Origin of the sequence: Amycolatopsis sp. BJA-103, assembly GCF_002849735.1 — a bacterium.
In the GTDB taxonomy this organism is placed as follows: Bacteria; Actinomycetota; Actinomycetes; order Mycobacteriales; family Pseudonocardiaceae; genus Amycolatopsis.
Genome location: NZ_CP017780.1, coordinates 7,342,719 through 7,361,733, shown reverse-complemented (window position 1 = coordinate 7,361,733; position 19,015 = coordinate 7,342,719). Strand labels below are relative to the sequence as shown.

The window sequence follows — 19,015 nt, the reverse complement described above, 5'->3', positions numbered from 1 at the left end:
TACGATCACATCACATCGACGGGCATGCCATGAATCTCCTCCCCGGCTGGTCCGCTGAGCCCGCTCATGCAACCGTGGACGCCCCCGGTTCCGTCCTACCCATCGACGAGGCAAGAGCGGAGACAACAACCGCGTGAACCAGCGCGACGAACAAGAGTTCGCGGAGTACTTCGCCGCGAAGCGGGACTCCGTGCGCAGGACCGCGTACATGCTCTGCGGTGACTGGCATCGCGCGGACGACCTCGCGCAGACGGCGTTCGTCGCGCTGCACCGGAGGTGGAAGAAGATCAGGGAACGGGCGGCGACCGACGCCTACGTGCGGAAGACGCTGGTCAGGGCGGCCATCGACGAGTCGAGGCGGCCGTGGCGGCGGGAGTGGCAGACCGAAGAGCTGCCCGAACCGCCGCAGGACGGCTTCGACCTCGGCGAACAGGTCGTCACCAGGGAAGACCTGCTGGCCGCGTTGCGTGAAGTGCCCCCGAAACAGCGGGCCGTGCTGGTGCTCCGGTTCTTCGAGGGGCTGGACGTCGGCGCCGCGGCGAAGGTGCTCGGCTGCAGCGAAGGAAACGTGAAGAGCCAGACCGCACGCGGGCTGGCGAACCTCAGGCAGGTCATGGAGAAGGAGGAGGTGGCACGGGATGGACGAGAATGACCTGAAGGCGTTGTTCCGTGACGCCCCCGGCGACGCCCCGGCGTCGAGCTTCGACACCTCTGACGTCGTCCACGCCTCCCGGCGCGCGACCGCCCGGCGCCGCAACGGCATCGCGGTCGCCTGTAGCGCGGTGGTTTTGGTGCTGGCCGGAGTGGGCATGTTCGGCGTGCTCGGCGGAACCGATTTCCAGATGGGTACCGCGGCCAAGTCCGGCAACGAAGCCGCTTCCCCGGGGCAACCCGGGGCGGCGTCCGCACGTCCTCTTGACAGCGGGGAGTCCTCGAACTTCTCGAACCCGCCGCCTCAGCAGGGGGGCGGCGGGCCAGAGAAGACCGGCCAGATGACGGCCGAAGGCACCTACGGGTGCGACCAGGTGGACCGGGAGCTCGCCACCGCCCTCGCTGGCGAGCTCCCGGTCCCCGTGGATGTCGCCAAGTCGACGCCCGGCGACATCTGTACGACGGGGGCCAGGTCCGCGGGGTTCCAGGTGCCGGGTGGCTCGGTCGCCGTCGCGGTCTTCCCGGCGGGCGCGTCCGTGCCGCCGGCGCCCATCGGGGCGTCCAGCGCGCAGCGGACGACGGCCAAGGGATCGCTGGTGGTCGTGGTGAGCCTCGGTGACGGCTCCGGCAGGCCTGCCTTCCCCGAGTCCGACGTCGACAGGTTCGTCGCCGTGCTCGCCGCCCGCTACTGAAAGCACCTGGCAAAATAGCCCGTCATGACCGTCGCAGCGACAACGCCGAAGGGTGAGCGAAGGCGCGCCGAACTCATCGAGTCCGCCGCGGCGCTGCTCGCCGAAGGCGGGTTCGACGCCGTGCGGCACCGTGCGGTCGCCGAGCGCGCGGGTTTGCCGCTGGCCTCGACGACGTACTACTTCGACTCGCTCGACGAGCTCGTCACCGCCGCTGTCGAGCACCACGCGAACCAGGAACTCGAAACCGGACGGCGACGGCTCGACGAGCTGGCGACCCGTAACCGCGGTGTCGAGGCCACCGTCGACCTGGTGCTGGACATGCTCCTCGGCCCGCTCCGCCCGGATCGCGAAGCCGACGCCGAAGCGGTCCTCCTGCGCTACGAGCGTTTGGTCGGGACAGGGCGTCGTCCGTACCTTCGCCCCCTGATGCGGACGCTGTCCGCGCAGCTGTACGAACTGCTCCACGAGATCTTCGAGCGCTCCGGCACGCCGGTGGACGGCGTCGAACTGGAGCGGCTGGTCGCCCTGGTCGACGGCGCCGTGGTCAACGCGCTGATCGAGGTCGACCCGGAACCGAGGGCCGCCGCCGCGCGCATGCTGCAAGCCGCCCTGGCCTAGGCCGGATGGCGGCCGGTTAGTCTGGCCGCGTGACGGACAAGCCCCTCATCCCCAACGTGCTCGCCGGCCGCTACGCCTCGCGTGAGCTGGTCGAACTGTGGTCCCCGGAACGCAAGGTCGTGCTGGAGCGCGAGCTCTGGCTCGCCGTGCTCCGGGCGCAGGCCGACCTCGGCGTCGAGGTGGGAGAAGGTGTCGTCGCCGACTACGAGCGCGTGCTGGAGCAGGTCGACCTCGACTCGATCGCCGCCCGCGAGCGGGTCACCCGCCACGACGTCAAGGCCCGGATCGAGGAGTTCAACGCGCTCGCCGGGCACGAGCACGTCCACAAGGGCATGACGTCGCGTGACCTCACCGAGAACGTCGAGCAGCTGCAGGTGCGGCGCTCGCTGGAGCTGGTCCGCAGCCGCGTCGGCGCGGTACTCGTCCGGCTCGCCTCGATCGCGGTCGAACACTCCGACACGGTGATGGCGGGACGTTCGCACAACGTCGCCGCGCAGGCGACGACGCTGGGCAAGCGGTTCGCCACCGCCGCCGACGAACTGCTCGTCGCGTTCGAGCGGCTCGACGAGCTGATCGGCCGCTACCCGCTGCGCGGGATCAAGGGACCGGTCGGCACCGCGCAGGACATGCTCGACCTCCTCGGCGACGAGTCCACTTTGGACGAACTGGAGTCGCGGGTCGCGACCCACCTCGGCTTCGAGCGGGTATTCACCAGCGTCGGCCAGGTGTACCCGCGGTCGCTCGACTTCGACGTGCTGTCCACGGTGGTCCAGCTCGCGGCCGCGCCGTCGAGCCTGGCGAAGACGATCCGCCTGATGGCGGGCCACGAGCTGGTCACCGAGGGCTTCAAGCCGGGCCAGGTCGGCTCGTCGGCCATGCCGCACAAGATGAACACGCGTTCGTGCGAGCGGGTCAACGGCCTCGCCGTGGTGCTGCGCGGTTACCTGTCGATGATCGGCGAGCTCTCCGGCGACCAGTGGAACGAAGGCGACGTCTCCGACTCCGTCGTCCGCCGGGTCGCGCTGCCCGACGCGTTCTTCGCGCTCGACGGCCTGCTGGAGACCTTCCTCACGGTGCTGGCCGAGTTCGGTGCTTTCCCGGCCGTCATCGCACGTGAGCTCGATCGCTATCTGCCGTTCCTCGCGACCACCAAGGTGCTCATGGCCTCGGTCCGCGCGGGCGTCGGGCGTGAAACCGCTCACGAGGCCATCAAGGAGAACGCCGTCGGCGTCGCGCTCGCGATGCGGGAGCAGGGGCTGGCGGAGAACGACCTCCTCGACCGCCTCGCCGCCGACGAGCGCATCCCGCTCGACCGCGGTGAGCTGGACAAACTCCTCGCCGACCGGATCTCGTTCACCGGTGTCGCGCCGCGTCAGGTGGCCGCGATCGCTTCGCGCGTCCAGGCGGTCCTGGAACGTTTCCCGGAGGCCGCCGGTTACTCGCCCGCGCCTATCCTCTGACCAGCGGTGACTAGAGCCTCGGTGACCAAGGTCTCTTGATCCCTTGAAGTCGCGCGTTTTGGGCCGCCAGGCCCCCGGGATCACGATGGCAGGGCGCCCGGAAGACCATTGTGAGCTGCGATTTCAGCAGTTTGCGTCCTGGCAGCGTGATCCCGGTCGCGCGATATCAGATAGTGGGACGACATTACTCGATCGGGCGAAATGCCTAATCTCGATCGCTGAACCCGGAGCGCCAGGCCGCCCATGAGGCGGCCTGACGTGCTTGTATCGCGCCTTGGCGCCGAAACCCACGGAAGAAGCGATGAGATCCACGCTGTCGAAAATCGTCGCCGTCGTCACGGCTGGAGCGGCCACCCTCGCCCTGGCCGCCTGCGGCTCCGGCGACACCGCCGCGAGCGGCCAGAAGCTGCGCGTCGGCACCCTGACCGACGCGCCGCCGTCCATCTACCTGGAGAACGGCAACTTCACCGGCTACGACAACGAACTGCTCCGCGACATCGCGAAGCGTGAGGGCTTCGAGGTCGAGTTCGTCGGTACCGAGTTCGCCGGTCTGCTGGCCGCCGTCGCCACCAACAAGTTCGACATCGGCAGCTCCACGATCTCCACCACCGAGGCCCGCAAGAAGACCGTCGCGTTCAGCAACGGCTACAGCACCGGGTTCACCACGATCCTCACCAAGAAGGACGCGAGCCTCAAGGATGTCGGCGCCTTCAACGGCAAGCGGCTCGGCGTCGTGCAGGCGTCGGTGCAGGACGACTTCGCGAGCGGCAAGGTCCCCGGCGCCAACGTCGTCCGGTTCCCGGACTACAACGCCGGTTTCGCGCAGCTGAAGGCCGGCAGCCTCGACGGCTGGGTCGTGCCGAAGGACATCGGGCAGAAGTACATCGACCAGAACCCGGGCGTGCCGCTGGAGTTCGGCTACACCGTCGAGACCAAGGACACGCCGTCCGCGTTCGCCGTCCGCAAGGACAACAAGGACCTGCTGAAGAAGCTCAACGACGGCCTCGCGAAGGCCGTGGCGGACGGCACCGTCGCCCGCCTGCACGCTCAGTTCTTCAAGACCGAGCCGCTGCCGAAGGAACTCGAGCAGGGCGGCCCCGGCCTGCCCGTCCAGAACCCGGGGGTCTGAAAATCATGAAGACGACACCAAGGATTCGGAACATCAGCGGGCGGCCTATGAGGCAGTCCCTGATCGCGACGCTCGCCGCCGGTCTCGTCGCCGTGCTCGCCGCTTGCGGTGGCGGGGAGTCCGCCGCGGACAAGACCCTGCGCGTCGGCACCCTGAGCGACGCCCCGCCGAACATCTACGTCGAGAACGGCAACTTCACCGGCTTCGACAACGAGCTGCTGAAGGCCATCGCCGCCAAGCAGAACCTGAAGCTGGAGTTCGTTTCGACGGACTTCTCCTCCCTGCTCGGCCAGGTCTCGAGCAACCAGTTCGACATCGGCAGCTCGGCCATCGCGCAGACCGAAGAGCGCAAGAAGAACGTCGACTTCTCCAGTCCGTACAACTTCGAAGTGATGAGCATCCAGACCAAGGACGGCTCGCCGATCACCGAAGAGAAGGCCCTGTCGGGCAAGCGGGTCGCGGTCATCCAGGCGACCGTCGGCGACAAGTGGCTCACCTCGACCGTTCCCGACGCGCAGGCCGTGCGCTTCCCGGGGTACGCCCCGGCGCTGGCCGCGCTCAAGAGCGGCGCCGTCGACGCCTACATCCTCGACCAGGCGATCGCGGAGACGAACGTCAAGGAGAGCACCGACACGAAGCTCAAGGTCGTCAAGTCCTTCACCACCGACGTGCCCCACGGGTTCGCGGTGAAGAAGGGCAACACCGAACTGCAGACGAAGATCAACGATGGCCTGAAGCAGGTCATCGCCGACGGCACCTGGGTCAAGCTGCACGACAAGTTCCTGCCGACCGCCCCGGTGCCGGACCAGTTCAAGGCGTGAGGATCACGATGAAGAAGTCACTCGCCGCCGTCGTCAGTGCCGCTCTCTTGGCGGTACTGGCGGCGTGCGGCGGCGGTGAGAGCGCGAGCGGTGACACGCTCCGCGTCGGTACGCTCAGCGACTCGAAACCCAACGCCTATCAGGAAAACGGCGTGTTCACCGGGTTCGACAACGAGTTGCTGAAGGCCATCGCCGCGAACCAGAACCTGAAACTCGAGTTCGTCTCCACCGAGTTCGCGACGCTGCTGAGCCAGGTCGCCACCGGCAGGTTCGACATCGGCAGCTCCGGGATCTCCCAGACCGACGAGCGCCGCAAGACCGTCGACTTCTCCATGCCGTACAACTACCAGTCGCTCGGTATCGAGGCCCGCGAGGGCGCCGGCATCACCGACGAGAAATCCTTGGCGGGCAAGCGGATCGGGGTCGTGCAGGGCACGGTGTCGGACAGCTGGCTGGCGGCCAACGCGCCTGACGCGCAGGCCGTGAGGTTCCCGCAGGACGCGGCGACGCTGGCCGCGCTCAAGACCGGCGCGATCGACGGCGCCATCTTCGACCAGGCGACCGCCGAGGACTACGCGGCGAAGAACCCGGACGCGAAACTCAAGGTGGTCAAGGCGATCACCACGACCATCCCGCACGGTTTCGCGGTCAAGAAGGGCAACACCGAGCTGGCCGGCAAGATCAACGCCGGGCTCAAGGCGGTCATCGCCGACGGGACCTGGGAAAGGGTGCACCAGCGCTTCGAACCGAACGCGCCGGTGCCCGCGGAATTCAAAGCCGGGAAGCAGTAAGTGGACGACTTCTTCAACACCTTCCTGAAATGGGAGTACATCTGGGAGGTCTTCCCGGACCTCCTCGGCACGGGCCTGCTGAACACGCTGATCCTGTCGGTGTTCTCGGCACTGATCGGCACCGTGCTCGGCATGCTGCTGGCCACGATGGGCCTGTCCAGCAAGGCGTGGCTGCGCTGGCCCGCCCGGGTGTACACCGACATCTTCCGGGGCCTTCCCGCCATCCTGACCATCCTGGTGATCGGGCAGGGCGGTGGGATCCTCATCCCGTCGCTGTCGCGGAATCCCTATCCGCTGGGCATTCTGGCGCTGAGCCTGATCGCGGCCGCGTACATCGGCGAGATCTTCCGCGCCGGTATCCAGAGTGTCGAAAAAGGACAGATGGAGGCCAGCCGCGCGCTGGGCATGAGCTACACCAAGTCGATGGCGCTCGTCATCATCCCGCAGGGGGTGCGGCGGGTACTGCCCGCGCTGGTGAACCAGTTCATCGCGCTGGTCAAGGACTCCAGCCTGGTGTACTTCCTCGGCTTCCTCGCCGAGCAGCGCGACCTGTTCCGCATCGGGCAGGACCTCGCGGCCAACACCGGGAACCTGTCGCCACTGGTCGCGGCAGGCGTCGTCTACCTGGTTATCACCGTGCCGCTGACGCATCTGGTCAACTACATCGACAAGAAGCTGCGCACCGGCAAGAAGGTCCGCGTTGACGACGACGGCGGCGAGCTGGGACTCCTGAACGCCGGAAAGGTGCCGATGTCATGACGGCCGCAGTACGTTCGTCGAGCGTCGAACTCCGCGACATCCACGTCTCCTTCGGCACCCTCGAAGTGCTCAAGGGCGTCGACCTCAAGGTCGAGAAGGGCCGCACGACCTGCATCATCGGGCCGTCGGGCTCCGGCAAGTCGACCCTGCTGCGCTGCGTGAACCGCCTCCAGGAGCCCGACTCGGGCGACCTCCTGCTGGGCGGCGAGAGCGTCATCTCCGCCGACCCGGACGCGCTGCGCCAGCGGGTCGGGATGGTGTTCCAGCATTTCAACCTGTTCGGCCACCGCAGTGTGCTGGACAACATCACCCTGCCGCTGCGCAGCGTGCGGAAGCTCGGCAAGGAGGAGGCGGCCGAGATCGCGCACGCCCGCCTCGCCGAGGTCGGCCTCGCCGACAAGGCGCCGTACCGGCCGAGCGCGCTTTCGGGCGGGCAGCAGCAGCGGGTCGCGATCGCGCGGGCGCTCGCGATGGAGCCCGAGGTCATGCTGTTCGACGAGGCCACCAGCGCTCTCGACCCGGAGCTGGTCAAGGGGGTCCTCAACCTGATGGCCGGCCTCGCGGAGCGCGGGCTGACGCTGCTCGTGGTCACCCACGAGATGGGCTTCGCGCGCGGAGTCGCCGACGAGGTCGCGTTCATGGACGACGGGAAGATCGTCGAACATGACGCTCCGGAGGCGATCTTCGACGCTCCGCAGAGCGACCGCCTGCAGCGTTTCCTATCCCAGGTGCTCTGACGCGGGCGACTCGCTAATCTGCGGCCATGGCGAGAGTGGCGAAGCTGGTCTATTACCCGGTCAAAGGCTGCGCGGGGACGTCGGTCGAAACGGCCGACGTCACCCCGGCGGGTCTGAGGTTCGATCGTGCCTGGATGGTCGTGTCCCCGGAGGGGGAGTTCCGCAGCCAGCGGAAGCATCCGGTGATGGCCTCGATCCGGGCCGAGGTGCTCGATGACGGCGCCCGCCTGCGGCTCGCCGCTCCCGGCGCCGAAGATCTGCTGGTCGAGGTGATCCCGGACGGGCCGCGGCATCCCGCGGCGACGTTCACCTGGCAGGGCAAGGGCGTCCACCAGGGCGACGAGGCCGCCGAGTGGTTCTCCGACGTCCTCGGTCTGCCGTCGGTGTTCGTCGGGCTCTCGCCGGAGCACGAGCGCGTCACCAACGGCGAGATCGCGGGCACCGCGGCCTTCGCCGACGCGCACGCGATCCTGCTGACCTCAGAGTCCTCTTTGGACGGTCTGAACGAGCGGATCGCGTCCCGGGGCGCCGAGGCCGTGCCGATGGACCGTTTCCGGCCCAACATCGTCGTGGCGGGCTGGCCGGAGCCGCATCGGGAGGACGAAGTCCGCTCGCTCACCATCGGCGGCCTGGAGCTGGGCTACGCCAAGGTCTGCATCCGCTGCACCGTGCCGATGGTCGACCAGGAAACCGGCAAGAAGGCCGGTCCGGAGCCGATCCGTTCGCTCGCCGACTACCGGCGCGAACCCGAGGGCGGCGTCTCGTTCGGCATCAAGATGGCGGTGACCGGGCCGGGTCAGCTGGCCGTCGGCGACGAGGTGATCGTGCACTCCTGGGCGGGCCCCAGCCGGAGCACGTCGGCGGCCGAACCGCCGTTCACGGCGACCGCGAGCCGTCCCGCGGAATCGGTGTAGAGCACGTTCCAGCCCGGCGGCACCGTGCCGAAGGTGTCGCCGACCAGTGCCTTCACCAGGACGTGTTCGCTGCTGACCGAGACCGTGCCGGACAGCCCGGACAAGGCGAGATCGGCGGGGCTCGCGGCGAGCTGGACGTTGCCGAAGTGGTCGACCGTGAGCACCTCGGACACCAGCTTGCCGGGGAACACCGCGACGAACGGATCCGGCAGCCGCACGAGGTTTTCGACGCTGGGGCCGAAACTGCCGGGCGGGACGCCGAGCGCGAGATGCGCCGCCGCGGGGGCGAAGATGTCGCGTCCGTGGAACGTCGACGACATCACCGGAAGGCGGTATTCCGGGGCCGTCAATTCGAAGGCGGCTTTCACTCCCCCGAGTGCATCCGCCGCCGGGAGCAGAAGTCCGTTGTCGGGCCCGACGAGGATTCCGCGCTCCGCGACCACCACGACACCGCGCCGCGCGGTGCCGACTCCGGGGTCGACGACGGCGAGGTGCACCGCCTCCGGCAGGAAGGGCGCGGTCTGCGCGAGCACTTCGGCCCCGGTCCTGACCTGCTGCGGAGGCACCTCGTGGGTCACGTCGATCAGCCGGACGGCGGGCGCGATCCGCGCGATCACCCCGTGGCACGCGGCCACGAAACCGTCGCTCAGCCCGTAGTCGGTGGTGAACGAAACGCAGTGGATCGGCATGATCAGCCATCATCCTTGATCGCTAGGGTGCAGCCGTGACGACGCTCGAATACCCGAAGATCGCCGCCGGCAAGGTCCGTGAGCTTTACGCCGTCGATGACGAGCATCTGCTGCTCGTCACTTCGGACCGGATCTCCGCCTACGACGTCATCTTCACCACGCCCATCCCGGACAAGGGTCGGGTGCTCACCGCGATGAGCGTGTTCTGGTTCTCCCAGCTCTCCGATGTCCTCCCCAACCATCTGGTCTCCTACGACGACGAACGCATCCCCGCCGAGGTCCGCGGCCGGGCGCTGCTGGTGCGACGGCTGGCGATGCTGCCGTTCGAAGCCGTCGCCCGCGGCTATCTCACCGGCACCGGCCTCGCCGATTATCGCGCGCACGGCACCGTCTGCGGGGTCGAACTCCCGCCCGGTCTGACCGAATCCTCCCGGCTCCCCGAACCCATCTTCACTCCCGCGACCAAGGCCGACCACGGCTCGCACGACGAGAACATCGCCTTCGCCGACGTCGTCGGGCAACTCGGCCGCGAACGGGCCGAGGAAGTCCGCGAGGCGACCCTGGCGGTGTATCGCCGCGGGGCGGAGTTCGCCGCCGAACGCGGCATCCTGCTCGCGGACACGAAGCTCGAATTCGGCATCGACCCCGACGGGAACCTCGTGCTAGCCGACGAGGTCCTCACCCCGGACTCGTCCCGCTACTGGACCGCGGGAGGCTGCACACCGGGCCGCCCGCGGCCGTCGTTCGACAAGCAACCGCTGCGCGACTGGCTCACCGGTCCGTTGTCGGGCTGGCACCGCCTCGAGAGACCGGAGCCGCCACCGTTGCCCGACGAGATCGTCGCCGCCACCAGGGCGAGGTACATCGAAGCGTACGAACGTATCACCGGCTGTTCGCTCGACGACTGGCCCACCTGATTCGCCCGGCTGACCTGCCGCGTTTACTCCGCCGTCAGTCCGGCGCAAGACCGGTCTGGCCCAATGGGCACCGTGGACGCACGTTTGCTGGTTTCCCTGTCCGGCGTGACCACCCGGACGTTGCACCGCTGTGCCGACCTCGCGGCCGAGCTCGACAGGCGCAAGGTCCCGTTGTCCGTGCTCTACGCCGCTCGGACCGGCGAGGGCCCGGTGACCGAGTGGGTACGGACCCGCCGCACCCGCGGCGACTCTGTCCTCCTTCACGGCTACGACCACCAGATCACCCCTACCCATCGCGCTGTCTACCTGGGCAAACGCGCCGAGTTCGCGGCTCTTCCCGCCCACGAGGCGAGGCTGCGGCTGATCGCGGCGAAGGCGGCGCTCGACACCACCGGGATGGCCGTCGACGGATTCGCGCCACCGCGCTGGATCGCGTCGGAGGGCACCGTGCAGGCCCTGCGCGAGCACGGTTTCACCCTGTGCGCGGACCTGGTCTCGGTGCGGGACCTGGTGTCCGGCCGGGTCCAGCGCGCCAGGGTGCAGGAGTTCGGCGGCCCGTCGCACCGGACGGAGACCGTCCGGTGCTTCGCGCTGGTGCTGGCCGCCGCCCGGGCCGCCCGCCGCGGCGGGCTCGTGCGGCTCGGCATCGACGCCGCGGACCTCGCCCGGCCGGGACTGCGGCAGGCGTTCCTCGACGCCGTCGACGTCTCGCTGGAGAACCGCGCGTTCGGCACCACCTACGGCTCGCTCTCGCGAACGCGGGTTAAATTGACGGGATGACCGACGAGGCCGGCCGGAGTGACGCACAGGCGACGCTGATGCGGCTCTGGCGGCGGTCGGAGCGTCCGACGCGCGGCAGGCCGTCGGTGCTCGACATCGACAGTGTGGTGGCGGCCGCGGTGGCCCTCGCCGACCGCGAAGGCGTCTCGAACGTGACGCTGGCGAACGTGGCGAACGACTTGGGCGTCACGAAGATGTCGCTCTATCGCCACATCGGCTCGAAGGCGGAGCTGCTGGAGCTGATGGCCGACTTCGCGATCGGTGATCCGCCGTCACCGGTGCCGTCGGGCGGCTGGCGGGCCGGGCTGACCAGGTTGGCCCAGGCCAACCGCGAGGTGCTGATGAGCCACCCGTGGCTCGTCGAACTGCCGCTCTCCGGTCCTCCGGCGGGCCCGAATTCGGTCGCCTGGATGGACGCGATCCTGCGTACGCTGCGCGATACCGGCCTCGACTGGGGTACCAAGGGCGGCGTCCTGGTCCTGATCGGCGGCTATGTCCGCCTCGCGTGCGCGCAGGCCATCCAGCTCGCCGAGGGCCGGAAGGACAGCGGGTTGAGCCAGGCCCAGGCCGAGCAGGCCTACGGCAAGGGGCTCGCCGAACTGATCGACCCGGAGCGTTTCCCCGACGCGGTGGGTTTCCTGACCGCCGGACTCGGCGGGCCCGAGCAGCCCGAGGACTCGGACTTCACTTTCGGCCTCGACGTCGTCCTCGACGGTGTGGCCGCTCTCATCGACGCGAACTGACAAGCCCCGCTTCGTCATTAGTATCTGTCGGACACTATTTAGTGTACGTTGGATACTAATGGGGTTCGAAGGGGGGAAACATGGAGTCGTTGCCGACGAGTGAGCGGGTGCTCGCTCCCGATCTGGCCAGGGGTTTCGCGCTCCTGCTGGTCGCGCTGGCGCATACCGCGAGCATCTTTCTGGGGAACTCACCGGGAGTCGATCAGACACCGGAAGGGCTGGAACGGCCGTACTTCGTGGTGCTGTTCGTGTTCGTGCACGCGTGCGCGCTGCCGTTGTTCGGCATGATGCTCGGCTACGGGCTGGTGCAGTTCGCCGACCGGCAGCAGGCTTTGGGGCAGTCGTGGACGCGGACGCGTGGCGTCCTGCTGCGGCGGCACGCGTGGCTGCTGGCCTTCGGTGCCGTCGACGGGGTGCTGTTCTTCTCCGGTGACGTGCTCGGCGCGTACGGGCTCATCGGCGTCGTGTTCGTTCTGCTGCTCTTGCGACGCGGTAAAGGGTTCTATCGAATTCCGGCGCTGTACCTGGGTTTCGCCGGCTGCTACCTCGCCGTGCTGATGTATCTGGTGCTCACCGGGAACTCCGGGAACGCGCCGGTCCCGTCACCCGAAGACGTGTCGTCCCTGGCACCGACCTATGGCGATGCCTTGCGTGCGCGCCTCACGGAATGGCCTGCCATCACGGCGATCCTGCTGCCTTCGATCCTCTTCGTCTGGGTCGGCGCGTGGGCCGCGAAAAAGCGGATTCTGGAGGAGCCGAATCGGAACCTTCTCCTCGTCGGCGTGTTCGGCGGATTCGGTGTCGCGATCGCGGCCGGGCTGCCGATGGGCCTCTTCGCCGGTGACTACCTGCAGCTCGACGCCGAGACCGCCGGATTCGCCAAAATGCTGTACGAGGGAGGCGGTCTGTTCGGCGCCGTCGGCTACATCAGCCTGTTCGGCCTCATCGGCATGGCGGTCGACAAGAAGCGAGGCGTGGTCGTGACCGCGATCTCCGCCCTCGGCCAGCGCACGCTGAGCGCCTACCTGTTCCAGTCGGTGGCGTGGCTGATCCTGGCGCCCCCGTTCATGCTGGGTCTGGGCGGCCAGGCGAGTGATCCGACGTTCGTGGCGGCCGCCTGCGGTCTGGGCGTGTGGCTGCTGTCGGTCGTCGTCGCGTACCTGATGCACCGCAAGGGTTACCGGGGCCCGGCGGAGATCCTGGTGCGGAAGCTCGCTTACCGGCGCGCTAAAGCTTGACCGGCTCCCCGACGTCGAGGACCTTGACCTCGGTGCCTTCCGGGGCGAGGTTGGCGAACAGGCCGTAGTGCATCTGCGGCCGCGCCAGGACGGCTTCGTGGATCGGCACCGCGAGACGCGGGGAGACCGCGCGCAGGTAGTCGACCGCTTCGCCCGCCTTGAGCCAGGGCGCGCCGGTCGGCAGGCCGAGGACGTCGATCTTCTGCTCGGGCACGAAGAACGAGTCGCCCGGGTGGTAGAAGGCGCCGTGGTCGACGATGTAGCCGACGTTCGGGATCGCCGGGATGTCCTCGTGGATCACCGCGTGCTCACCACCGACGACGTTGACGCCGCTGGAGCCGATACCGAAGGCGTCCCCGGGATTCGCGATCTGGAACTCGGCGCCGAGCTTCCGCACGGCGTCGGCCGAGCCGGGGTCGACGATCAGTTGCGCGCCGGGGTTCGCCTCCAGCAGCGCGGGCAGCCTCTCCGCGTCGAGGTGGTCGAAATGCTGGTGGGTGATCAGGATGGCGTCCAGCTCACGTTCGCCTTCGAAACCCACCGAGAAGGTGCCTGGGTCGATCAGGATCCGCGCGCCCTCGGTCTCCAGAAGGGTGCAAGCGTGTCCAAAGTGGACAATACGCATCGGTGTTCTCCTTCGCGGTAGGTCATTTCCAGCCTATGCCCGGAGGAGGGCGTCGCCAAGTTCGGTGCGCAGATAGCGGACTTCGCGCCCGCGCCGCCGCGTGTCCAGCAGGCCCGCCGCGCGCATCGCGGTCAAGTGCTGTGAGACCGTCGGCGCGGAGAAGTCCAGCCTTCGCGCCAGCTCGGTGGTGCTCGCGGGCTCGTTGAGCGTCGTGAGCAGCGCGGCCTTGGTGCGGCCGAGCACCCCGGCCAGCGCACCGGACGGGCGGCCGGGCTCCGACCAGAGTTCGGCGACACCGCGCGCCGGGTAGAGCAGCGACGGCTGCCACGGTTCCATCGTGATCACCCCGACCGACGGCCAGGCGAAGACGCCGGGGATCAGCAGGAGCCCCCGCCGGTCGAGGGGGAAGCGGCTGCGTTCCTTCATCTCGATCACCAGGACGTCGTCGACGAGCCGCACGCGCGGGTGGATGTCGTCCAGCACCAGCGCGACGCCGCCCGCGGCCAGCCGTCGCGAGCGTTCCTCGATGTCGGCGACGAGGAACCGGCGCATCCGCGGCCAGTGCGGTTCGACCAGTTCGGTCCAGGCGATCTCCATCTGGGCGGCCAGCAGATCCCTGGCCTCGGCCGGGTCGTCGGGGAGCCCGCTCAGGTCGGCGTCCACTTTGGACAGTTCGCGCGCGACCTGCTCCGTCGGCGTGCGGCGGATTTCGGCGAGCTGGGCCGACGCGGTGGTCTCCGGCCCGCTCGGCGGTGGGCTGAGGAAGTCGGTGATGTAGTGCCGCGCGCTCATCACCTTGGCGAAGTCGTCGATGGGCAGGTCCGGCAGTTTCGCGGCGGCCTCGCGCAGCCACGGCAGGTGACTCGGATGCCCGCGCCGTCCGAGCAGGGTCTGCATCGCGCCCATGGTCTCGTCGAGCGGGGAGATGCCGAAGCGGACGCGGTTGGCGCTCTCGGCGGTCAGGACCAGCTCGATCATCTGATTAGGCTATGCCCTAATCAATGGTTCTCGCCAGGCCGCGTCCGGCAGGGTCTCCTGCTATGACCTTGCTCCGCAACTCCGGGTATTGGCGCTGGTCGGCGGGGGTGCAGCTGAACCGGCTGCCCGCCACGATGGCGCCGCTGGCCTTCACCGTGCTGACCACCGCGACGACCGGCTCGTACCGGCTCGGCGGGATCATGATGGCCGTCTTCGTCGCCGCCGAAATGGCAGGCGCCGTGCCGACCGGGCGGCTGCTCGACCGCGTCGGACCCGCGCGGGGTCTCGTCGTGATGCTGTCGCTGGTCGCCGCGGGACTGTTCCTGCTGGCCGCGGTCGCGTCCGCGGGCGCCCCGGACCTGGTGCTGCTCGCGCTGGCGATCCCGCCGGGCCTGGTCGCGGGCGGGCTGAACGGCGGCTTCCGGACGCTGCTCGCCGGAACGGTGACCGAGGAGGAACTGCCTCGCGCCGTTTCGATCGACGCGATGATCCTCGAAGGCGTCATCGTCGGAGGGCCGCTGCTGGTGGCGCTCCTGGCGACGTCCGGTCCGGCCGTCCCGGTGCTCGCGATGGCCGTCGTCGCGCTGCTCGCGGCCCTGTTCGTGCCACGGCGAACCATCTCCCGTGATCCACAAAGGACGGTCGAGCACCAGGCGATCCCGATCGCCGCCTGTGTGCCCTGGCTGATGGGGCTGTTCACCGTCGGACTGCTGCTGTCGACCATCGAAGTCGGCCTGCTGCCGCTCGTCCAGCGCCTCGGCGCCCCCGATTCGACGACGGCGATCGTCATCATCGTGCTGTGTGTCGCCAGCATCACCGGGAGCGCGCTCTACGCGGCGCGGGGGAAGGTCGGCGATCCTCGGCTGTTCCTGGCGGGCTTCGTGCTCGGCGGGATCGTGGTGTCGGCGGGCTTCGGATGGGCCGGGCTGCTCGGCGGGGTCGCGCTGATCGGGCTCTGCACCGGCCCGCTGATGGCCGTTTCGTCGGTCAACCTGCAGAAACTCCTGCCGGAGCGACGCCGGGCGGAGGGCTTCTCGCTGGCTTTCACCGTGCAGGCTTCGGGGTTCGGGCTGGGTTCGCTGGCGATCGGGGTGCTGCCGGTGTGGTTGTGCCCGCTGCTCGGTGTCCTCGCGGCCCTTGTCTCCTGTGGAATGCTGGTGGCACACCCCAGAGCTATTGGCACGCCGTCAGTAACGTCGTAGCCTGGGCTTTGAGCCGAGACACGGGAGAAGTCGATGACCGCAGTCCAGCCGAAGCCGACCGCGCACAGCGTGGGGGAGACCTTCGATTCCCTCAGCCCGGCGACCGACGAGGTCGTCGGCACCTACCCGGTGCACAGCAGGGAGGACGTCCGCGCCGCCGTCGCCCGTGCGAGGGACGCCGCCGAGTGGTGGGCCGGGCTCGGTTACGACGGGCGCGCGGAGCGGCTGCGCCGCTGGAAGGGCGTCATCACCCGGCGGCTGCCGCAGCTGTGCCAGGTCGTGCGCGACGAAACCGGCAAGCCGCTCGCCGACGCGCAGCTGGAGAGCGTCCTCGCCATCGAGCACATCGCGTGGGCGGGCAAGAACGCGCGCAAGATCCTCGGCAAGCAGCGCCGCGCTGCCGGGCTGATGATGTCGAACCAGGCGGCGACGGTCGAGTACCAGCCGCTCGGCGTCGTGGGCGTGATCGGCCCCTGGAACTATCCCGTCTTCACCCCGCTCGGCTCCATCGCCTACGCCCTCGCCGCCGGCAACACCGTCGTCTTCAAGCCGAGCGAGTACACACCGGGCGTCGGGAAATGGCTGGTCGACGCCTTCGCCGAGGTCGTCCCGGAGTGGCCGGTGCTGCAGCTGATCACCGGCTTCGGCGAGACCGGCGCGTCGCTCGTCAGCGCCAACGTCGACAAGATCGCCTTCACCGGCTCGACCGGCACGGGCAAGAAGATCATGGCTGCGGCCGCCGAGACCCTGACTCCGGTGATCATCGAGGCCGGCGGCAAGGACGCCGTCCTGGTCGACGCGGACGCCGACCTCGAAGCCGCCGCCGACGCGACCGTCTGGGGCGCGTTCTCCAACTCTGGCCAGACCTGCATCGGCGTCGAGCGCGTGTACGTCCACGAGCGCGTGCACGACGAGTTCGTCGCGAAGGTCGTCGAGAAGGCGAAGGACGTGCGGGCCGGTTCGGACGAGGCCGCGCAGTACGGCCCGGTGACGATGCCCTCGCAGCTCGCGGTGATCAAGCGCCACATCGCGGACGCCATCGAACGCGGCGGAAAGGCGCTGGTCGGCGGCGTCGACGCGGTCGGAGACCGCTACGTGCAGCCGACAGTGCTCGTCGACGTGCCGGAAGACTCCTCGGCGGTCCAAGAGGAGACGTTCGGCCCGACCGTCACCATCGCCAAGGTCCGCGACATGGACGAGGCCGTCGAGAAGGCCAACGACACGAAGTACGGCCTCGGTTCGACGGTGTTCTCGAAGTCGCGCGGCCTCGAACTGGCCGCCCGCCTGCGCACCGGCATGACGTCGATCAACGCGCCGCTTTCCTTCGCTGGTATCGCTTCGCTGCCTTTCGGTGGCGTCGGCGACTCGGGCTTCGGCCGGATCCACGGCCCGGAAGGCCTGCGCGAGTTCGCCAGGCCGAAGGCCGTCGCGCGGCAGCGGTTCACCGCGCCGATCGTGCTGACCTCGTTCTCCCGCAAGGAAAAGACCGATGCCCTGGTGGCGAAGCTGATCACCGTCCTGCACGGGAAGCGCTGAGCCTCCCGTTCGTCACCCCCCCAGCGCGCGCTATGAAAGGCCCGTTACTTGCAAATTTTGCAAGTAACGGGCCTTTCATAGCATTCCCGGGAGCGTGAAAGGGACGGTCACCCGCCGCGGATGAGGTCCGCCGCCTTCTCCGCGACCATGATCGTCGGCGCGTTCGTGTTCCCGCGCGGCACCACGGGCATCACCGACGCGTCCACCACCCGCAGCCCGTCCACCCCGCGCACCTTCAGCGACGGGTCGACGACGGCGTTCTCGCCCGTCCCCATCGAGCAGGTCCCCACCGGGTGATAGAGCGTCTGCGTCTTCTCGCGCACGTAGTCGGCCAGTTCGGTGTCGCTCAGGTCGTGGCGCTCCGGCAGGAACGGCTTGTCCAGGTAACGCGCCAGCGGACCGGACTTCCCGATCTCCACCAGGGCCCGCATCCCGGCCAGCATCTTCTCCATGTCCACGGATTCGGCGTAGTAGGCCGGGTCGATTTCGGGCTTCCACAACGGATTCGACGACTTCAGCCGCAGGCGGCCCCGGCTCGCGACGTCGACCAGGGTCGCCGCCGACGTGAAGCCCGGCACCGTCGGCTCGCGCATCCCGTTGTCGTAGAACAACGTCGGCGCGACGTGGATCTGCATGTCCGGCGGCGAAGCGCCGTCCGCGGCGGGGAAGAACGCGCCCGCTTCGCCGATGTTCGAGGTCAGCGGGCCGCGTTTGGTGAGCTGGTAGCGCACCAGGCCGCCCGGCGTCGCCGCGTCCACCAGGTCGCTGGTGCCGCGGGTCGACCAGATGATCCCGCAGGCCGGGTGGTCGTGCAGGTTCTCGCCGACGCCGGGAAGGGCGGCCACGACGTCGATCCCGTGCTCCCGCAGATGTTCCGCCGGGCCGACGCCGGACAGCATCAGCAGCTGCGGCGAGTTCACCGCGCCGCCGCTGAGCAGGACCTCGGCGGACGCGCGCACCGTGGTCTCCACGCCTTTGTCCAAATAGGACACGCCGACCGCGCGCGTGCCCTCGAAGACGATGCGGGTCGCCTGCGCGTGGGTTCGCACGGTGAGGTTCGGGCGGGTCAAAGCGGGCCGCAGGTACGCGTCGGCCGTCGACCAGCGGCGGCCCTTCTTGCACGTCACCTGGTAGACGCCGGCGCCTTCCTGTGACTCGCCGTTGAAGTCGTCAGTGCGTTTGAGACCCCACGCGACCGCGGAATCCACCCAGGCGTGGGAAAGCTCGTGGGTGAAGCGGCGGTCCTCGACGTTCAGTGGCCCATCGGTGCCGTGCAGCGGCCCGCCGAGCCGCTGGTTCCCCTCCGCCCGTTTGAAGTACGGCAGGACGTCGTCGAAACCCCAGCCCTCGGCGCCGTGCCCGTCACGCCAGCCGTCGTAGTCCGCGCGGTTGCCGCGGATGTAGATCATCGCGTTGATCGACGAGCAGCCGCCGAGCGTCTTCCCTCGCGGCCAGTACAGGGTCTTGCCGGTGTGCTTCTGCTCGACCGTCTCGTAGTTCCAGTCCCACTTCGTCTTGAACAGGCCGGGGAACGCGGCGGGGATGTGGATCTCGTCGGCGTCGTCCTCGCCGCCCGCCTCGAGCAGGAGCACCCGTGCTGACGGATCCTCGCTCAGCCGGTTCGCCAGCACGCATCCCGCGCTGCCCGCGCCGACGATGACGTAGTCGAAGGAGTCCTGATCGGCCACGGTGCCTCCTGCTGCTGCTCACCCGGTGTTGGCGCCCCGCCAATGGG

20 protein-coding genes are annotated in these 19,015 nt (G+C 68.9%); 16 read left to right on the top strand and 4 right to left on the bottom strand.

The window, feature by feature from the left end:
• The first annotated feature begins 133 nt into the window (after window positions 1–133).
• The 10 genes from BKN51_RS32830 (at window position 134) to BKN51_RS32785 (ending at window position 8,572) form a co-directional block, all read left to right on the top strand.
• Window positions 134–652, top strand: a complete 519-nt coding sequence (locus BKN51_RS32830) for a SigE family RNA polymerase sigma factor (RefSeq protein WP_020632335.1) — start codon at window positions 134–136, stop codon at window positions 650–652.
• A complete protein-coding gene (locus BKN51_RS32825) occupies window positions 639–1,343 on the top strand; it encodes a hypothetical protein (protein WP_101611304.1) in 705 nt (234 codons plus the stop codon). The genes BKN51_RS32830 and BKN51_RS32825 overlap by 14 nt, the downstream gene beginning before the upstream one ends.
• Window positions 1,344–1,367: 24 nt before the next feature.
• Window positions 1,368–1,961, top strand: coding sequence for a TetR/AcrR family transcriptional regulator (locus BKN51_RS32820; protein ID WP_101611303.1), 594 nt, complete (start codon window positions 1,368–1,370; stop codon window positions 1,959–1,961).
• 29 nt (window positions 1,962–1,990) lie between these two features.
• Window positions 1,991–3,421 (top strand): adenylosuccinate lyase, encoded by a 1,431-nt coding sequence (gene purB, locus BKN51_RS32815; protein WP_101611302.1) that lies wholly within the window; start codon window positions 1,991–1,993, stop codon window positions 3,419–3,421.
• 301 nt (window positions 3,422–3,722) lie between these two features.
• On the top strand, window positions 3,723–4,550 hold the full coding sequence (locus BKN51_RS32810; protein ID WP_101611301.1) for a substrate-binding periplasmic protein: 828 nt from the start codon (window positions 3,723–3,725) through the stop codon (window positions 4,548–4,550).
• A gap of 47 nt (window positions 4,551–4,597) precedes the next feature.
• On the top strand, window positions 4,598–5,371 hold the full coding sequence (locus BKN51_RS32805; RefSeq protein ID WP_101611300.1) for an ABC transporter substrate-binding protein: 774 nt from the start codon (window positions 4,598–4,600) through the stop codon (window positions 5,369–5,371).
• Between the two features lie 8 nt (window positions 5,372–5,379).
• A complete protein-coding gene (locus BKN51_RS32800; RefSeq protein WP_101613598.1) occupies window positions 5,380–6,162 on the top strand; it encodes an ABC transporter substrate-binding protein in 783 nt (260 codons plus the stop codon).
• Entirely contained in the window at window positions 6,163–6,921 is a 759-nt protein-coding gene (locus BKN51_RS32795) for an amino acid ABC transporter permease (RefSeq protein WP_101611299.1), read from the top strand.
• Window positions 6,918–7,658: an amino acid ABC transporter ATP-binding protein gene (locus BKN51_RS32790; RefSeq protein ID WP_101611298.1), complete on the top strand. Its 741-nt coding sequence runs from the start codon at window positions 6,918–6,920 to the stop codon at window positions 7,656–7,658. Before BKN51_RS32795 ends, BKN51_RS32790 begins: the two co-directional genes overlap by 4 nt.
• Window positions 7,659–7,684: 26 nt before the next feature.
• Window positions 7,685–8,572 (top strand): MOSC domain-containing protein, encoded by an 888-nt coding sequence (locus BKN51_RS32785; protein WP_174720480.1) that lies wholly within the window; start codon window positions 7,685–7,687, stop codon window positions 8,570–8,572.
• Here the strand turns inward: BKN51_RS32785 and BKN51_RS32780 are convergent.
• Window positions 8,455–9,261: an SAM hydrolase/SAM-dependent halogenase family protein gene (locus tag BKN51_RS32780; RefSeq protein ID WP_101611297.1), complete on the bottom strand. Its 807-nt coding sequence runs from the start codon at window positions 9,259–9,261 to the stop codon at window positions 8,455–8,457. The genes BKN51_RS32785 and BKN51_RS32780 overlap by 118 nt on opposite strands.
• A 35-nt stretch (window positions 9,262–9,296) precedes the next feature.
• Here BKN51_RS32780 and BKN51_RS32775 point away from each other — a divergent pair, with 35 nt between their 5' ends.
• The 4 genes from BKN51_RS32775 (at window position 9,297) to BKN51_RS32760 (ending at window position 12,939) form a co-directional block, all read left to right on the top strand.
• On the top strand, window positions 9,297–10,178 hold the full coding sequence (locus BKN51_RS32775; RefSeq protein WP_101611296.1) for a phosphoribosylaminoimidazolesuccinocarboxamide synthase: 882 nt from the start codon (window positions 9,297–9,299) through the stop codon (window positions 10,176–10,178).
• Window positions 10,179–10,241: 63 nt separating this feature from the next.
• The gene (locus BKN51_RS32770) at window positions 10,242–10,958 is read left to right on the top strand and encodes a DUF2334 domain-containing protein (protein WP_174720479.1); all 717 of its coding nucleotides are present in this window, start codon (window positions 10,242–10,244) and stop codon (window positions 10,956–10,958) included.
• The gene (locus BKN51_RS32765; RefSeq protein ID WP_101611295.1) at window positions 10,955–11,701 is read left to right on the top strand and encodes a TetR/AcrR family transcriptional regulator; all 747 of its coding nucleotides are present in this window, start codon (window positions 10,955–10,957) and stop codon (window positions 11,699–11,701) included. The genes BKN51_RS32770 and BKN51_RS32765 overlap by 4 nt, the downstream gene beginning before the upstream one ends.
• An 80-nt stretch (window positions 11,702–11,781) precedes the next feature.
• Window positions 11,782–12,939: a DUF418 domain-containing protein gene (locus tag BKN51_RS32760; RefSeq protein ID WP_101611294.1), complete on the top strand. Its 1,158-nt coding sequence runs from the start codon at window positions 11,782–11,784 to the stop codon at window positions 12,937–12,939.
• Here BKN51_RS32760 and BKN51_RS32755 read toward each other — a convergent pair.
• Together BKN51_RS32755 and BKN51_RS32750 are read right to left on the bottom strand one after the other, a co-directional pair.
• Window positions 12,929–13,564 (bottom strand): MBL fold metallo-hydrolase, encoded by a 636-nt coding sequence (locus tag BKN51_RS32755; RefSeq protein WP_101611293.1) that lies wholly within the window; start codon window positions 13,562–13,564, stop codon window positions 12,929–12,931. The genes BKN51_RS32760 and BKN51_RS32755 overlap by 11 nt on opposite strands.
• A 33-nt stretch (window positions 13,565–13,597) precedes the next feature.
• Window positions 13,598–14,542, bottom strand: coding sequence for an ArsR/SmtB family transcription factor (locus tag BKN51_RS32750; RefSeq protein ID WP_101611292.1), 945 nt, complete (start codon window positions 14,540–14,542; stop codon window positions 13,598–13,600).
• Window positions 14,543–14,604: 62 nt separating this feature from the next.
• Between BKN51_RS32750 and BKN51_RS32745 the strand changes: the two genes are divergently transcribed.
• Both BKN51_RS32745 and BKN51_RS32740 read left to right on the top strand, forming a co-directional pair.
• Window positions 14,605–15,744, top strand: a complete 1,140-nt coding sequence (locus BKN51_RS32745; protein WP_101611291.1) for an MFS transporter — start codon at window positions 14,605–14,607, stop codon at window positions 15,742–15,744.
• Between the two features lie 33 nt (window positions 15,745–15,777).
• Window positions 15,778–17,280, top strand: coding sequence for an aldehyde dehydrogenase family protein (locus BKN51_RS32740; protein ID WP_101611290.1), 1,503 nt, complete (start codon window positions 15,778–15,780; stop codon window positions 17,278–17,280).
• 107 nt (window positions 17,281–17,387) lie between these two features.
• Here BKN51_RS32740 and BKN51_RS32735 read toward each other — a convergent pair whose 3' ends face one another.
• Window positions 17,388–18,968 carry a GMC family oxidoreductase gene (locus tag BKN51_RS32735; RefSeq protein WP_101611289.1) on the bottom strand — a complete coding sequence of 527 codons (1,581 nt, stop codon included), beginning with the start codon at window positions 18,966–18,968 and terminating at the stop codon, window positions 17,388–17,390.
• Between the last annotated feature and the right edge of the window lie 47 nt (window positions 18,969–19,015).

Bases quoted from the DNA above. Each gene is read 5' to 3' on its own strand.
- BKN51_RS32820 (WP_101611303.1), top strand. From the start codon at position 1,368: ATGACCGTCGCAGCGACAACGCCGAAGGGTGAGCGAAGGCGCGCCGAA.
- BKN51_RS32750 (WP_101611292.1), bottom strand. From the start codon at position 14,542: ATGATCGAGCTGGTCCTGACCGCCGAGAGCGCCAACCGCGTCCGCTTC.
- BKN51_RS32755 (WP_101611293.1), bottom strand. From the start codon at position 13,564: ATGCGTATTGTCCACTTTGGACACGCTTGCACCCTTCTGGAGACCGAG.
- BKN51_RS32760 (WP_101611294.1), top strand. From the start codon at position 11,782: ATGGAGTCGTTGCCGACGAGTGAGCGGGTGCTCGCTCCCGATCTGGCC.
- BKN51_RS32810 (WP_101611301.1), top strand. From the start codon at position 3,723: ATGAGATCCACGCTGTCGAAAATCGTCGCCGTCGTCACGGCTGGAGCG.
- BKN51_RS32745 (WP_101611291.1), top strand. From the start codon at position 14,605: ATGACCTTGCTCCGCAACTCCGGGTATTGGCGCTGGTCGGCGGGGGTG.
- BKN51_RS32780 (WP_101611297.1), bottom strand. From the start codon at position 9,261: ATGCCGATCCACTGCGTTTCGTTCACCACCGACTACGGGCTGAGCGAC.
- BKN51_RS32765 (WP_101611295.1), top strand. From the start codon at position 10,955: ATGACCGACGAGGCCGGCCGGAGTGACGCACAGGCGACGCTGATGCGG.
- BKN51_RS32790 (WP_101611298.1), top strand. From the start codon at position 6,918: ATGACGGCCGCAGTACGTTCGTCGAGCGTCGAACTCCGCGACATCCAC.
- BKN51_RS32770 (WP_174720479.1), top strand. From the start codon at position 10,242: ATGGGCACCGTGGACGCACGTTTGCTGGTTTCCCTGTCCGGCGTGACC.
- BKN51_RS32805 (WP_101611300.1), top strand. From the start codon at position 4,598: ATGAGGCAGTCCCTGATCGCGACGCTCGCCGCCGGTCTCGTCGCCGTG.
- BKN51_RS32800 (WP_101613598.1), top strand. From the start codon at position 5,380: ATGAAGAAGTCACTCGCCGCCGTCGTCAGTGCCGCTCTCTTGGCGGTA.
- BKN51_RS32825 (WP_101611304.1), top strand. From the start codon at position 639: ATGGACGAGAATGACCTGAAGGCGTTGTTCCGTGACGCCCCCGGCGAC.
- BKN51_RS32740 (WP_101611290.1), top strand. From the start codon at position 15,778: ATGACCGCAGTCCAGCCGAAGCCGACCGCGCACAGCGTGGGGGAGACC.
- BKN51_RS32785 (WP_174720480.1), top strand. From the start codon at position 7,685: ATGGCGAGAGTGGCGAAGCTGGTCTATTACCCGGTCAAAGGCTGCGCG.